Below are 15,242 nucleotides of genomic sequence, written 5' to 3'. Positions count from 1 at the left end.
GCTTGTAAACCCCAAAAATGAAAAAATCACCAGCGCGTCTTGGTGCGGCTGTCGCGGTCGATCGACAGCAGAATGCCCAGGCACAGCATGAAGGTCATCACCGCGGTGCCGCCGAAGCTGATCAGCGGCAGCGGCACGCCCACCACCGGCGCGAGGCCGATGACCATCGCCATGTTGATCGAGCAGTAGAGGAACATCGTGCCGGAGAGCCCAGCCGCTGTCAGCCGGCCGAAACGCGTCTTGGCGCGCATGCCCACGCCGATGCCCCAAGCGATCAGCGCACCGAACGCGACGATCAGGAACACGCCGCCGGCCAGGCCCCATTCCTCCATCATCGTGGCCAGCGCGAAGTCGGTCTGGCCCTCGGGGAGATAGTCGAGATGGCTCTGCGTGCCCTGTAGGAAGCCCTTGCCGAAGATGCCGCCGGAGCCGATCGCGATCTTCGACTGAGTGATGTGATAGCCGGTGCCCAGCGGATCCCGCTCGGGATCGAGGAAGATCAGTACGCGGTTGCGCTGATAATCGTGGAGCACGAAGTTGAAGGCGAGGGGGGCGGCCACCGCCACCGCCAGCGCCCCGGCGATGAACAGCCGCAGCGGCACGCCCGCCAGGAACACCACCATGACGCCGCAACCGGTAATCATCAGCCCGGTGCCGAGATCGGGCTGCATGATGACGAGCAGCGCCGGCACCCCGATCAGCACGCAGGCGGGCCAGATCGCGACGAACTTGCGCGTCTCGCTGGCGGGCAGCATCTCGTAGAAGCGGGCGAGTGCGAGCACGATCATCGGCTTCATCAGCTCGGAAGGCTGGAACTGGAAGCCGCCCAGGCTGATCCAGCGCTGGCTGCCGCCGGCCACCTTGCCCAGCGCCTCCACGCCCAGCAGCGCGACCACCAGTGCGCCGTAGATGGGGAGCGACCATTGCGACCAGAATCGCACCGGCACGCGTGACATGCCGATCGCTACCGCCAGGAACAGCAGGAAACGCGTGCCTTGGTTGATCGCCCAGGGCCGGATGCTGCCGCCGGCTGCGGAATAAAGCACGACCAGCCCGAACCCGCCGATCGCGATGACGAGGAACAGCACCTTCCAGGGAAGCTGCGCGACCTGGGTGGGGACGATGCCGTCGCCGGGACGGGCCATCAGTCGCCCTCCACGCTGCCGGTGGGTGCGACGTCGCGCTTGGTCGAATCCGCGGTGCTGTTCGCCGCGGCATCGGCAAGGCTGCTTGCCGCTTCCTCGGTGTCTTCGGGCGTCGGCGGCGCCGGGATGTTCTGCGCGGCGCGGAAAGCGGCGGACTGGGCGGCCATCCGCGTCGTATAGTCGCCGCCCCAGGTGGGCTCCACTTCGGCCAGCGTCTTCATCGCGAGGTCGCGGTCGAACAGATAGGTCATGATGTCCCGGCCGATCAGCGGCGCGTCAAGGTTGCGGACGGTGTGGCCGTTATGCTCGAGCACGATCGCCGCGGCATATTTCGGATTGTCATGGGGCGCGAAGCACACCAGCAGCGCGTGGTCGCGCATCTTGAACGGCAGCGAGCCGTTCTTGAGCACGCCGGTGCGGCGCTCCGCCATGGTGATGCGGCGCACCTGCGCGGTGCCGGTCTTCGCCGCAAGCGCGACGCCCGGCACGTACATGCGCGCCGCGCCGCCGGTGCCGCCGCCATTGACCACGCCGTACATCGCGTCGCGCACGATCGCGAGATCCTCCTGGCTCACCGGCAGCGGCTGGGCCCCCGAGGGGCCGTTGGCGAGCAGGCGCGGCAGCAGGATCTTGCCCGACCCGAGGCGGCTGGCCATCACCGCAAGCTGCAGCGGGTTCGCCAGCACATAGCCCTGGCCGATCGAGGCGTTGAGCGAATCCGCCACCGTCCAGGGATGATGGTATTTCTTCAGCTTCCAGGCGCTGTCCGGGACAGTGCCGTAGCGCTGGGTGGTGAAGGGCATGTCGAATTTCTGGCCGAGACCCAGCATCCGGGCCATCGGCGCGATCGCGTCATAGCCGACGCGGCGCACCATTTCGTAGAAATAGATGTCGCAGCTCTGCATGATCGCGTTCTTGAGATCGAGCGGCCCATGCCCGCCCTTCTTGTGGCAGTGGAACACGCCATTGCCGACGCGCAGCGCGCCCGAGCAAACCACCCGGTCATGCGCGCTCACGCCCGCCGCCATCAGCGCGAGACCGTTCATCGGCTTCACCGTGGAGCCCGGCGGATACAAACCCTGCAGCACCTTGTTCATCAAGGGCACATGGTCGTCTTCGGACAGCATCTTCCATTCGGTTTGGCTGATGCCGTCGGAAAAGCTGTTCGGATCGTATGCGGGCATCGACGCCATGGCGAGGATATCGCCGGACGCCACGTCGATGACGATCGCAGAGCCCGAATTGGTGCCCAGCCGCCGCGCGACATATTCCTGAAGGCCCGCATCGATGGTGAGCTTGATGCTTTCACCCGGCGTATCCGCGCGCGTCTCGAGCTCGCGGACCGGGCGGCCATGGGCGGTCACCTCGACGCGCTTGGCGCCCGGTTTGCCGCGCAGGCGCTTGTCGAGCGTCTTCTCCAGCCCGTCCTTGCCCAGCTTGAAGCCGGGAGTGACGAGCAGCGGATCCTTGTCCGCCTTGAACTGCTCGGCGGACGCGGTGCCGACATAGCCAATCAAGTGGCCGACGCCGGCGCCGAGCGGATAATGGCGGGCATAGCCCCGCGTCGGCGCGACGCCGGGCAGCTCGGGTTGCCGGACCAGCACCGCGGCGAAGCGGTCCCAGTCGAGATTCTCCGCCACCTGGACCGGGCGGAAGCCGCCGGCGCGCTTCAGGTCGGTCTCGATGCGGGCGAGATCCTCGGGGGCAAGGTTGAGCAGCCGGGTCAGCTCGGCCAGCAGCTTGTCCTTGTCGACGATGCGATCGGGGATCAGGTCGACACGGAAGTCGGTGCGGTTGCTGGCGAGCGGCTTGCCGCTGCGATCCAGCAGCCAGCCGCGCCGCGGCGGGATCAGCGTGTTGTTGACGCGGTTGCTCTCGGCCTTGAGCTTGTACTGTTCATTTTCGACCACGGAGAGCCACGCCATCCGGCCGGCGAGCACCATGCCCACGGCGCCCTGCGCCGCACCCAGCACCACAGCGCGGCGCGAGAAGCTGTACGTCTGTGCTGCCTCGGTAATGCGCACCATGGCTCAGGCCTTCACCACGTCGCGGTCGAGCCACGCGCACAGCCGCGACGCCAGCGGAAATAGCATTGACGAAGCACCGGCCTGCACCAGCAGTGCCGCATCCACCTTCGCCGAGATAGGCGAGGCGATGAAACGCCCCGCGATCAGCACGAAACCCGTCGCGCCCGCTGCAATCAGCCAGTCCTGCCAGAAATTACGCCACACGATGCGCGTCTCTAGCACATCGATGATCAACATGCATGCCATCCAGAGGAACATTGCGGAGCCGAAAGGCTGTCCGCTCACCAGGTCGTCGAACAGTCCGAGCGGGGCAGCGACCCAGACCCGCAACGCGTCCGGGCGCAAGAGGCGCCAGCCGAGCAGCATCAGCAGCCCGAACGGCGGCAGGAACGGCACCGTCGCAACCACCGGCAATATCGTGATCAGCGAAGCAAGCGCAATCGACAGCGGCGCGAGCCAGCGCGCCCGGGGGCGCGGCGGCTGCACACCCAGTGGCTGCAGGTCGAGCGCCATCACTTGCCCTTGGGCTTGGGCGTGGCGGTGGGGAAGGGCTGGGGAGGCGGCGCCGGTTCCGGCAGGAACACGCGCAGCACCATCACAAAATCGGCCATGTCCGGATTGCTGGCGGGCGCGGCGGTAGCGCTGTCGCGGCCGGTCTGGGTGATGCGGCCCAAGGGGATGTTTGGCGGGAATACGCCGCCGGTACCCGATGTAACCAGCAGGTCACCGGCGCGGAACGGATTGGCGGCGGCGTTGGCGGCGCGGACGTCGAGCGTACCGTCGCCCTTCCCGGTGACGATCGCCGGCAGCCCGTCGCTCGCGCGGCGGACGGGGATAGTGCTGTCCGGATCGGTGACGAGCAGCACACGCGACGCGTTGGGCCCGGCCTCGACAACCTGTCCGATCAGCCCGGCACCGTCCCGCACCGGCTGCCCCTGCGCCACGCGCTGCCAACTGCCTGCATTGAGCGTGGCGTAGCGGCGCGTGCTCGAAGCCGACGAATTGACCAGCCGGGCGACGACGATCGTCTCCGGCGTGGCGTCACGCGCCTTCAGGAGCAGCCGCAGCCGCTGGTTCTCGCGTTCCAGGCCAAGCGCGCGTTGTAGCGCGGCATGATCTGCCTCGATCTGACGCTTGAGGCGCGCATTCTCGCTCCGCACGCCGAAATAGCTGCCGATTGCTTCCGGCACGCTGCCCACGCCGCGGCGCACCGTGTCGAGCCCTGCCGAGACCGGCGTGGTCACCTCCGCAAGCGCGCTGCGCAGCGGACCGAACAGATGCGGGTTATAGCGCGAGACCAGCACCAGCCCGCCGCCGATCAGCAACAGGCCGATCGCCGCCACATAGCTGAAGAACAGCCCATATTGCGCCCGTCGCGAAAACCCCGGGCGCCGATTCCGTGGCGGCGCCATCGCCGTTGGCCTTTCGTCAGACCTGGAGGAGAACGCCGCGGAACATCGGATCCTCGAGCGCACGGCCGGTGCCCAGCGCCACGCAGGTCAGCGGATCGTCGGCGACGGTGACGGGCAGGCCGGTCTCGTCGCGCAGCACTTCGTCCAGCCCGTGCAGCAGCGCGCCGCCGCCGGTAAGGACGATGCCCTGGTCGACGATGTCGGCGGCCAGTTCCGGTGCGGTGTTTTCCAGCGCGATGCGGACGCCTTCGACGATGGTGTTGACCGGTTCGGACAGCGCCTCCGCGATCTGGCCCTGGTTGATCTGGATCTCCTTGGGCACGCCGTTGACGAGATCGCGACCCTTGATGTGGATCGTCTTGCCGATGCCGTCGACCGGCGGCTTGGCGACGCCGACTTCCTGCTTGATCCGCTCGGCGGTAGCTTCGCCGATCAGCAGGTTATGGTTGCGGCGGACGTACGAGACGATCGCTTCGTCCATCTTGTCGCCACCGACGCGTACGCTGGTGGAATAGGCGAGGCCGCGCAGGCTGAGCACCGCAACTTCGGTGGTGCCGCCGCCGATATCGACGACCATCGATCCGATCGGCTCGGTGACGGGCATGTCGGCGCCGATCGCGGCGGCCATCGGCTCCTCGATCAGCCAGACCTGGCTGGCGCCCGCGTTCGACGCGGCGTCGCGGATCGCGCGGCGTTCGACCGAGGTGGAGCCCGACGGCACGCAGATCACGATCTCCGGCCAGCGCATGAAGCGGCGCTGCCCGTGCACCTTGCGGATGAAGTGCTTGATCATCTCTTCGGCGACATCAATGTCGGCGATGACACCATCGCGCAGCGGGCGAATCGCCTCGATCGAGCCCGGAGTCTTGCCCATCATCAGCTTGGCGTCGTCACCGACGGCCTTGACCTTCTTCACGCCGTTCAGCGTCTCGACCGCCACGACGGACGGCTCGTTCAGCACGATGCCGCGTCCGCGCAGATATACGACGGTATTCGCAGTACCCAGATCGATCGCCATGTCGTGCGACATGAATTTGAAAATGCGGGAGAAAGCCATCTATTGATCCGTCCTGCCGGTTGGGCGCCCCCCGTCCGGCTGCTCGCACAAAGTGTTTTGCCCGAACCCTTTCCGGGACGGAGTTAAATCCGGCCTGGAGCCATGCGGATGCGGGTCGCGGGAGGCCGTCGCTTGGGCTACAGCGAATGCCATGTCAATACGCCGCCTGCCCGAACATCTTGTCAATCGTATTGCAGCCGGAGAGGTGGTCGAACGCCCCGGCAGCGCGCTCAAGGAACTGGTCGAAAACGCAATCGACGCAGGCGCTACACGGATTGCCGTGAAGCTGGCCGGCGGCGGCATTGAATTGATCGAGGTGATCGACGACGGCTGCGGCATGACGCCGGCCGAAATGGCGCTCGCGTTGGAACGGCACGCCACTTCCAAGCTGCCGACCGACGATATCGAGCACGTCGCGACGTTGGGTTTTCGCGGCGAGGCGCTGCCCTCGATCGCGAGCGTCGCGCTGCTGACGCTCGAAAGCCGGGTACGGGGCGCCGAAGGCTGGTCCCTGACCGTAGACAATGGTGTTCGGGCCGCCGAGGGGCCGGCGGCCCTGCCGCCCGGCACGCGGGTCCGGGTGGAGGCGCTGTTCGGACGGGTACCGGCGCGGCGCAAGTTCCTCCGTTCGACCCGCGCCGAATATGCCGCCTGCCTTGACGGGATGAAGCGGCTGGCCATGGCGCGCCCGGACATCGCCTTCTCGGTCGAGCATGACGGCCGGCGGGTGCTGAGCGTGCAGGGCGGTGAGAGCCGGCCCGCGCGGGTGGCGGCTCTCACCGATCGCGCGCTGCAGGAGAACAGCGTCGCGATCGATTTCGAGCGCGAAGGGCTGGTGCTCGGCGGCGTTGCGAGTATCCCAACCTTCAATCGCGGCGTGGCGGATCACCAATATCTGTTCGTCAACGGCCGGCCGGTGAAGGACCGGCTGCTAGTCGGCGCGGTGCGTGGTGCCTATGCGGAGATGCTCGCGCGCGATCGTCACCCGGTGGTGGCATTGTTCCTCGACGTGCCGCCCGAGGTGGTGGACGTGAACGTCCATCCTGCCAAGACCGAAGTGCGCTTCCGCGACCCGGCACTGGCGCGCGGCCTGATCGTCAGCGGATTGCGCCGCGCACTGGATGCGGCAGGGCACCGCAGCGTCCAGCGGCCCAGCGAAGCGGCGCTGGGGCTGTGGCAGCCGGGGGGCGGGGGGGCAAGTCTAAGCCCCTCCTCCTTGGAGGAGGGGGTGGGGTGGAGGGATTCCAGACCATTTGTTGGTCTCGGTGAGACACAGCCCCACCCCAACCCCTCCCCTGAAGGGGAGGGGCTTAGAAGCTATTCCGGCGCCGTGCGCGATTCCGGCACCTTCTTCGCCCCGCCGCCCTTGGCCCGCGCCGAGCCCGCCCGGCACGAAGCCCCGCTCGCAACCGACTTCCCCCTCGGCGTCGCCCGTGGGCAGGTCGCCAAGACCTATATCGTCGCGGAAGCGCAGGACGGCCTCGTCCTGGTCGACCAGCATGCCGCCCATGAGCGGCTGGTGCTGGAGCGGATGCGCCGCGCCATGGCCGGCGGCACCGTGCCGAGCCAGGCGCTCTTGCTCGCCGAGGTGGTCGAGCTCGATGAACCCGGCTGCGACCGCCTCGAAGCCCGGATCGAGGAACTGCGCGCCTTCGGGCTCGAACTCGAACGCTTCGGCCCGCGTGCGATGCTGGTGCGGGCGGTGCCGGCGGCGCTCGGCACGGGCGATGTCCACGGCCTCGTCACGGATCTGGCCGACGAACTCGCCAGTTTCGACGAGGCGCTGAGTCTGAAGGAAAGGCTGGACCATGTCGCCGCGACCATGGCGTGCCACGGCTCGGTTCGGGCGGGACGTATCCTGTCGGTCGCCGAGATGAACGCACTGCTGCGCGAGATGGAGGTCACGCCCCATTCGGGCCAGTGCAACCATGGCCGCCCCACCTGGGTGAAGCTGGCGCATGGCGATATCGAGAAGCTCTTCGGCCGGAAGTAGCGGCGTCAGCGGCGATCGGCGAAACGCGGGCTTTCCCACCGACCGTCCGCCGTGCTTGCGATGTCCACCACGCAGATATGGGCGAGCGCGCGGTGGCGGGCGCAGCCCACGCCCGCGAAGCGGAAGCCGGGATCGAACAGCAGCGCGCGGTGCCCGCGATTGGAGACGCCATCGTCGACGATCAGTTGCCGCACCACGGCATCCGGATCGGCATAGCCGTACGCAATGCCTTCGCCGACATGGATCCCGCCGCCATGCCGACGCACCCGTTCGCCCGGAGACGTTCCGTCCCACCCGACATGGCCGCGCGCGCCGCGATTGCCTTGGTCCTGCGCATAGTCGCCGGCAGCGCGGCCGAGAACCTCTCCCCGGCCAAGCGGCGCGAGCGGCACCTGATGCTCCAGGAAGGCGATGGCTTCGTCGACCGCCGACACGCCTTCGAAGGTTTCGGTGCCCACAGGGTCGCCGGGCGCATGGACGACATAGCCGTCAAACTGAAGGCGATAGTCGCGCAGGCGTTGCGCATATAGCTGCGGATGCTGCCGCGCGAAGTTGATGCGTTCCAGCACCGCATCCTCGAGCGTCTGTGCCTTGGCGGCACCCATGGTAAGCGACAACGCGAACAACGCGCAGAACCAGCGACGCATCGAACTCCAACCTCGACCCGCGCTTCGTTTCCGTTGCGCAACGGCAAGGTACAAGCGAAATCCTTACGATACGGTAACGTGGGCGACGAGCCGTTCAGTCGGTGCGTTGGACCGGACGGATCAGCCCCTCCTGGGTGACGCTCGCCACCAGCCGGCCGTCGCGCGCGAAGATGCTGCCGCGATTGAACCCTCGGCTGTGCCCGGCCCAGGGGCTGTCCGTCGCATAGAGCAGCCAGTCGTCGAAGCGAAACGGTTCGTGCAGCCACAGCGCATGGTCGAGGCTGGCAGTCTGTATCTGCCCGCTCATCCAGCTGACGCCGTGCGGCAACATGCAGGTGCCGAGCAACGTCATGTCGCTGGCATAGGCGAGCATCGCGCGGTGGAGGGCGGGCTCGTCGGGCAGGGGGGCGACGACGCGGAACCAGCTCGCCTGGCGTGGCTCGCGAGCTACGGGCTTGAACCAGTTGCGCGGGTTGACCGGGCGGATCTCGATCGGCCGGGCGCGCAGGAAAAAACGCTTGAACTTTTCGGGGATATGGTCGCGGATTTCCTCACGCAGTTCGGCCTCGGAGCGGAGATCCTCCGGCGCCGGTACGTCGGGCATCGCATCCTGGTGGTGCAGCCCTTCTTCGGGCAGGTGGAAGGAGGCGGCCATGTTGAGGATCGGCCTGCCCTTCTGCATCGCGATCACGCGGCGATTGGCAAAGCTGCGCCCCTCGAAATCGCGCACCACGCGGTAGAGGATGGGGTAGTCCTCGTCCCCCGGCCGCATGAAATAGGCGTGGAGCGAATGGGCGACCTTTCCGTCCTCGACCGAGCGCTGCGCCGCCTGCAGCGCCTGCGCGATCACCTGGCCGCCAAAGACCCGGCCGACGCCGCCGGGCTGGCGGGCGCCGCGATACAGATCGGTGTCGAGTGTCTCGACGTCGAGCAGCGCGGTAAGGCCGGCAACCAGATCTTCGGGGGATGTCGGTTCGATCATCAGTAGCCGGCTGCCTCCGCAAGCACGTTTGCATGGTAGTTGGAATCGCCGAACATCTCGGCGAGTACCCGGGCGCGCTTCATATAAAAGCCGATGTCATATTCGTCGGTCATGCCGATGCCGCCGTGCATCTGGATACCCTCCTGCACCGCGAGCGTCGTGGCAAGCCCGGTCATCGCCTTGGCGATCGCGACCGCCTCGTCGGCGGGTTCGCCTGCGTCGAGCAATTGCTGGGCCTTGAGCGTGGCGGCGCGGGCGACTTCCATCTCGCTGTAGAGATGCGCGGCGCGATGCTGGAGCGCCTGGAAGCTGCCAATCAGCGTGCCGAACTGCTTGCGCTCCTTGAGGTACCCAAGCGTCATGTCGCTCGCGCCCGCACCGACGCCGAGCAGCTCGGCCGAGGCACCGGCTCCCGCGGCACGCAGCAGCCGGCCGAGCGGGTCGGCGCCCGCATCGATCTCGCCGACGACCGCATCGGCGGTGACTTCGACGCCGTCGAAGCCGGCATGCGCGGCGAGGCTGGAATCGGCGAGGCGTTCGGGGCGGAGATCCAGCCCGGTGGCCTTGGGGTCGATTGCGAACAGGGTGATGCCTGCTGCGTCGGTGTCGCTGCCGGCGGTGCGTGCGGTGACGAGGATCAGGTCGGCGGCATGGGCGTGGTGGGCGAAGCGTTTGGTGCCGGTCAGCCGGAAGCCGTTGCCGGCGCGCTCGGCCTTGAGCGCCACGGCGCGGCCGAACTTGGGCTTCTCGTCATGCGCGATCGCGATCACCGCCTCGCCGGCGGCGATGCCGGGGAACCAGCGATCGGCATGGGCGGTGCCCTTCAGCGCCTCGACTGCGGCGACGGCGGTGGAGAGGAAGGGGGAGGGGGTGAGGTTGCGGCCGATCTCCTCCAGCACCACGCCGGCCTCGACATGGCCGAGGCCGAGGCCGCCCGATGCTTCGGGGATCAGGATGCCGGTGAGGCCCATCTCGGCGAACTGCTTCCACAGGTCGCGGCTGAAGCCGGTGGGATCCTTGGCGTCGCGAAGTGCGCGCAGGTGGCGAACCGGGGCATGTTCGGCGACGAACGCGCGGGCGGTATCGCGGAGCATCGTCTGTTCGTCGTTGAGGTAGAGCGGCATCGATCTTCCCTTCAGAAGCTCCCTCTCCCGCTTGCGGGAGAGGGCCGGGGTGAGGGTGAGTAGGGCGAAGGGCGGGGCCATCCGTCGCCCCACACTCTCACCCTTCCGCCGCCAGTCGGCGGCTCCCTCCCTCTCCCGCAGGCGGGAGAGGGAATGCCCAGCCTCAGCCCGGCAGTTCGAGGATCCGTTTGGCGATGATGTTGAGCTGGATTTCGCTCGTCCCGCCCTCGATCGAATTGGCCTTGGTGCGCAGCCAGGCGCGGGGCCTGGCGCCCTTGGCCGAGGCTTCGCTCTCCCATTCCAGCGCATCCGAGCCGCCGGCGGCCATGATCAGCTCGTGGCGCTGCTTGTTCAGCTCGGTGCCGACATATTTCATCATGCTCGGCTGGGCAGGGTGGGCGCGGCCGGCCTTGAGCTCGTCGAGGAAGCTTTCGGACATCGCCGAGAAGGCGCGCATCCGCACCTCGAACAGCGCGATCTGCGCGCGGAGGATCGGATCGGCGAGCCGGCCCTGGTCGTCGAGCCCGATCGTCGCGATCGCGCCTTCGATCAGCGGATTGCTGCCTGCCCGATCGAGGCCCATGCCCGAGATCATCTCGCGCTCATGGCCGAGCAGATATTTGGCGACGTCCCAGCCCTTGTTCTCCTCGTGCACGCGCTGGGATTTCGGCACGCGCACATTGTCGAAGAAGGTCTCGCAGAACGGCGAATAGCCCGAGATCAGCAGGATCGGTTTGGTCGAGACGCCGGGCGAGGCCATGTCGAACAGCACGAAGCTGATCCCGCCCTGCTTGGCCTCCTTGGAGGTGCGCACCAGGCAGAAGATCCAGTCGGCCTTGTCGGCATAGCTGGTCCACACCTTCTGGCCGCTGACGACATAATGATCGCCGGCATCCTCGGCCCAGGTCTGGAGGCCTGCGAGGTCGGAGCCGGCATTGGGTTCGGAATAGCCCTGGCACCAGCGGATCTCGCCGCGGGCGATCTTGGGCAGGTGTTCGAGTTTCTGTTCCTCGGTACCGTATTTGAGCAGCGCCGGTCCGAGCATCGAGATGCCGAAGCTGTTGAGCGGCGTGCGCGCGCCCATCCGCTTCATTTCCTCGCGCAGGATCTTGGTCTCGGCCGGGGAAAGCCCGCCGCCGCCATATTGGGTCGGCCAGTCGGGCACGGTCCAGCCGCGCTCGGCCATGCGATCCATCCAGAGCTTCTGATCCGGATGCGCCCAGTCGGGGTTGCGCCCGCCCCAGACGATATCCTTCTCGGACCGGATCGGTTCGCGCATGGAGGCCGGGCAGTTCGCCTCCAGCCAGGCGCGGGTTTCGCTACGGAAGGTATCGAGGTCCTGCGTCATCATCCTCTCCTCTCGATCCTCTCCTTTGCGGAGAGGGCGGGCGGGGCGACGGTTTGCCCGCCTGGTTCCCGCCCGCGCCCGACGGCGCTGTTTAGCGGTTGAACTTCTCGCCCTTCTCCGCCTTCTCGCGGAGCAAGGGTGCGACTTCGAAGCCGTACTTATCCAGGCCCTCGACGATCTTCTTGAGGCCCTCGGTGTCCGCCCAGAACATCGGTCCGCCCCGATACGGGGGCCAGCCATAGCCATAGACCCACACCACATCGATATCGCTCGCCCGCTGCGCCATGCCTTCTGCCAGGATCAGCGCGCCTTCGTTGACCATGGTGTAGAGCGTGCGGACGACGATCTCCTCCTCGGTGATCTCATGGCTCGGCACGTTCAGCTTGCCGCGCCATTCCTCGATCAGCTCGGCGACGCGCGGGCTGTTCGAGGGCTGCCGCTTCTCGTCATAGTCGTAGAAGCCGGCGCCCTTTTTCTGGCCCCAGCGACCCTCGGCGGCGAGCGCGTCGCGGATATTCTCGATGCGGTTGGAATCGCGGTGCCAGCCGATGTCGACGCCGGCGAGGTCGGCCATCTGGAACGGTCCCATCGGCATGCCGAAAGCGACATGGACCTTGTCGATCTGCTCGGGCGTGGCACCTTCGAGCAGCATCTTGGTGGCTTCCACCTGGCGCGGCATCAGCATGCGGTTGCCGATGAAGCCGTAGCAGACGCCTGCGATCACCGCGACCTTCTTGATCTTCTTCGAGAGCGCCATCGCGGTCGCCAGCACATCGTCGGCGGTCTTGGCGCCGCGGACGATCTCGAGCAGCTTCATGACATTGGCGGGCGAGAAGAAGTGCAGCCCCACCACGTCCTGCGGGCGGCTGGTGGCGGCCGCGATCTCGTCGATGTTGAGATAGCTGGTATTGGAAGCGAGAATCGCGCCCGGCTTGGCGATTGTGTCGAGCCGGCCGAACACGTCCTTCTTCACGTCCATGCTCTCATAGACGGCCTCGATGATCAGGTCGCACTCGGCGAGATCGTCGAAGTTGAGCGTGGGCTTGAGCAGGCCCATCGCCTTCTCGACCTGTTCGGCGGTCATCCGGCCCTTGGCGGAGGTCGCCTCGTAGTTCTTGCGCATGACGCCCGTGCCGCGATCGAGCGCGTCCTGCGCCATCTCGACGATGGTCACCGGCACGCCCGCCGAGAGGAAGTTCATGCTGATCCCGCCGCCCATCGTGCCGGCGCCGATCACGCCCACGCGCTTGATGTCGCGCAGCTGGATGTCGTCGGCGATGCCGTCGATCTTGGCGGCCTTGCGCTCGGCGAAGAAGATGTGGCGGAGCGCTGCCGACTGCTGGCCCATGATCAGCTTCATGAAGCCCATGCGCTCGGCCTGGACGCCTTCGGCATAGGGCTTGCCGGCGGTCTGCTCGATGATGTCGATGATCGTGTTCGGCGCGTCGAGCCCGCGGAAGCGCCTGGCGTTGGCGGCGCGGAACTTGGCGAAGGTCTCCGCTTCGACGGTGACCGGCCGCTCGCTGGAGCGCGAGACCGGCTTGCCGATCACCTCGTTCGCGAAGGCGACGGCATCGGCGAGCAGGCTGTCCTCGCCGGCGAGGCGGTCGACGAGGCCGGCTTCCTTGGCCTGGGTGGCGGAGATCGGATCGCCCTTGGTCGCCATTTCCAGCGCCACTTCGACGCCGGCGACGCGCGGCATCCGCTGGGTGCCGCCCGCGCCGGGGAGGATGCCCAGCTTCACTTCGGGCAGGCCGAACTTCGCCGAGGGCACGGCGATGCGATAGTGCGACGCCAGCGCCACCTCGCACCCGCCGCCGAGCGCGGTGCCGTGGACCGCGGCGATCACCGGCTTGTCGAGCGCCTCGATCTGGTCGACCAGCACCGGCAGCGACGGCTCGGCCATCGCCTTGCCGAACTCGGTGATGTCGGCCCCTGCGAAGAAGGTCTTGCCGGCGCAGAGGATGACGACCGCCTGGATGCTGTCGTCTCCCTTGGCTTCTTCGATGCCGGCCTGCAGCCCCTGCCGCACCGCCGCGCCGAGCGCGTTGACCGGCGGATTGTCGGAGGTCAGGACCAGGACATCGCCCTGACGGCTGGTGGTAATCACGGACATGCGTTCGAACTCCTAGTTCGCAGTTCCGGCCGGGGCCGGGAGGGGGTGAGGGGCACTCATCGGGTGAGCGCCGAATAGATCAGCGTCTTCAGCTCACGCCGGATCGGATAGAGCATCGAAGGCGAGAATTGCGTCATGAACACCATCGAGATGCGCTCGACGGGATCGACGAAGAAGGCGGTCGAGAACATGCCGCCCCAGTAAAATTCGCCGGCCGAGCCGGGGATCATCGTTTTGGCGACGTCCATGGTGATGGCGAAGCCCAGGCCGAATCCGACGCCGGCATTGGTCGTCTCGTTAAACAGCCCGCGCGACAGGTTGGCGAGGTCGCGGCCGCCCGGCAGGTGATTCATTGTCATCAGCTGCACGGTCTTGGGCGAGACCAGCCGCACCCCGTCCAGCACGCCGCCGTTCAGCATCAGCGTGTTGAAGCGGTGATAGTCGAGCGCCGTCGACACCAGTCCGCCGCCGCCCGAGAGCAGCCGGGGAAAGCGCGACCAGGCCGATGCCTCGCCGCGATCGTACAGCACCCTGCCTGTGCCTTCCTGCATCGTCCAGCAGTCGGCAAGGCGGTGGACCTTGTCGGCGGGCACCTGAAAGAAGGTGTCGTGCATGCCCAGCGGTGCGAAGATCCGCTCGGCGAAGAAGCGATCGAGCGTCTTGCCTGAGAGTCGCTCGATCACCGCGCCCAGCACGTCGGTAGCGACCGAATAGGTCCAGGCCTCGCCCGGCGAGAACTCCAGCGGCAATGTACCGAGTGCTGCGACAAACGAGTCGAGTGTCAGATTTCCATGCCAGCTTTCGATCCGCCCGGTGCGATAGGCGGCGTCCACCGGAGTGCGCTCCTGGAAGCCATAGGTGAAGCCGGCGGTGTGGCGCAGCAGGTCCACCATGCGCATCGGTTGCGCTGCCGGGGAGGTGACGAACGGATCGCCATCGCCGCCGGCCGCATAGACGCCAAGGCCCTTGAGTTCGGGCAGGATGTGGTGGACGGGCGTATCCAGTGCGACCAGCCCTTCCTCCAGCAGCAGCATGAAGGCGAGGCTGGTGATCGGCTTGGTCATCGAGGCGATGCGGAACAGCGTCGACTCGTTCACAGGCGCGCCGCCCTCGCGGGCCGCACCCTGATGCGAGAAATGGATGACGTGCCCGTCGCGGGCGAGCAGGAGCTGGGCATGGGGCAGCTTGCCGGAATCGAGATAGCGCGCGTTCACAAAGGCATCGATCCGCGCCAGCCGCGCGGCATCGAATCCATGGGCGATCGGGTCCTCGACTTGCATTGCTGGCAGCATACCTCTCGTTCGAATCCGGTTCAATGCGCCTTCTGGCGGGCGCCTGCTTTCTATTGCCTTGAGCGCGTAGCAAATCAACACTAACGTGGAGTTCGGTTG

12 protein-coding genes are annotated in these 15,242 nt (G+C 67.1%); 1 reads left to right on the top strand and 11 read right to left on the bottom strand.

Annotated elements, in window-relative coordinates:
• Positions 1–26 precede the first annotated feature (26 nt).
• The 5 genes from rodA to A7X12_RS23060 are packed head-to-tail and all read right to left on the bottom strand — an operon-like array spanning position 27 to position 5,641.
• On the bottom strand, positions 27–1,145 hold the full coding sequence (rodA, locus tag A7X12_RS23080; RefSeq protein WP_064313795.1) for a rod shape-determining protein RodA: 1,119 nt from the start codon (positions 1,143–1,145) through the stop codon (positions 27–29).
• Positions 1,145–3,172, bottom strand: a complete 2,028-nt coding sequence (gene mrdA, locus A7X12_RS23075; protein ID WP_064313794.1) for a penicillin-binding protein 2 — start codon at positions 3,170–3,172, stop codon at positions 1,145–1,147. The genes rodA and mrdA overlap by 1 nt, the downstream gene beginning before the upstream one ends.
• 3 nt (positions 3,173–3,175) lie before the next feature.
• Positions 3,176–3,685 carry a rod shape-determining protein MreD gene (gene mreD, locus A7X12_RS23070; protein WP_064313793.1) on the bottom strand — a complete coding sequence of 170 codons (510 nt, stop codon included), beginning with the start codon at positions 3,683–3,685 and terminating at the stop codon, positions 3,176–3,178.
• Positions 3,685–4,584 (bottom strand): rod shape-determining protein MreC, encoded by a 900-nt coding sequence (gene mreC / locus A7X12_RS23065; RefSeq protein WP_064313792.1) that lies wholly within the window; start codon positions 4,582–4,584, stop codon positions 3,685–3,687. Before mreC ends, mreD begins: the two co-directional genes overlap by 1 nt.
• A gap of 16 nt (positions 4,585–4,600) precedes the next feature.
• Complete coding sequence (locus A7X12_RS23060; protein ID WP_064313791.1) at positions 4,601–5,641, bottom strand: rod shape-determining protein; 1,041 nt, start codon at positions 5,639–5,641, stop codon at positions 4,601–4,603.
• A gap of 151 nt (positions 5,642–5,792) precedes the next feature.
• Here A7X12_RS23060 and mutL point away from each other — a divergent pair, with 151 nt between their 5' ends.
• Positions 5,793–7,634 carry a DNA mismatch repair endonuclease MutL gene (gene mutL / locus A7X12_RS23055; RefSeq protein WP_064313790.1) on the top strand — a complete coding sequence of 614 codons (1,842 nt, stop codon included), beginning with the start codon at positions 5,793–5,795 and terminating at the stop codon, positions 7,632–7,634.
• Between the two features lie 5 nt (positions 7,635–7,639).
• On the opposite strand, the gene A7X12_RS23050 is transcribed toward mutL, so the two are convergent.
• From A7X12_RS23050 to A7X12_RS23025, 6 genes are all read right to left on the bottom strand, one after another.
• Complete coding sequence (locus tag A7X12_RS23050) at positions 7,640–8,281, bottom strand: CAP domain-containing protein (RefSeq protein WP_064313789.1); 642 nt, start codon at positions 8,279–8,281, stop codon at positions 7,640–7,642.
• A gap of 94 nt (positions 8,282–8,375) precedes the next feature.
• Positions 8,376–9,263, bottom strand: a complete 888-nt coding sequence (locus A7X12_RS23045) for an acyl-CoA thioesterase (protein ID WP_064313788.1) — start codon at positions 9,261–9,263, stop codon at positions 8,376–8,378.
• Positions 9,263–10,387: an acyl-CoA dehydrogenase family protein gene (locus tag A7X12_RS23040; protein WP_064313787.1), complete on the bottom strand. Its 1,125-nt coding sequence runs from the start codon at positions 10,385–10,387 to the stop codon at positions 9,263–9,265. The genes A7X12_RS23045 and A7X12_RS23040 overlap by 1 nt, the downstream gene beginning before the upstream one ends.
• Before the next feature lie 163 nt (positions 10,388–10,550).
• Entirely contained in the window at positions 10,551–11,735 is a 1,185-nt protein-coding gene (locus A7X12_RS23035; RefSeq protein WP_443029322.1) for an acyl-CoA dehydrogenase family protein, read from the bottom strand.
• 91 nt (positions 11,736–11,826) lie between these two features.
• Positions 11,827–13,851: a 3-hydroxyacyl-CoA dehydrogenase NAD-binding domain-containing protein gene (locus tag A7X12_RS23030; RefSeq protein WP_064313785.1), complete on the bottom strand. Its 2,025-nt coding sequence runs from the start codon at positions 13,849–13,851 to the stop codon at positions 11,827–11,829.
• 56 nt (positions 13,852–13,907) lie between these two features.
• Entirely contained in the window at positions 13,908–15,131 is a 1,224-nt protein-coding gene (locus A7X12_RS23025; RefSeq protein WP_157105701.1) for a serine hydrolase domain-containing protein, read from the bottom strand.
• Between the last annotated feature and the right edge of the window lie 111 nt (positions 15,132–15,242).

It is taken from the genome of Sphingomonas sp. TDK1 (assembly GCF_001650735.1).
Lineage (GTDB): Bacteria > Pseudomonadota > Alphaproteobacteria > Sphingomonadales > Sphingomonadaceae > Sphingomonas.
This window is presented reverse-complemented; position numbering and strand designations above follow the sequence as displayed.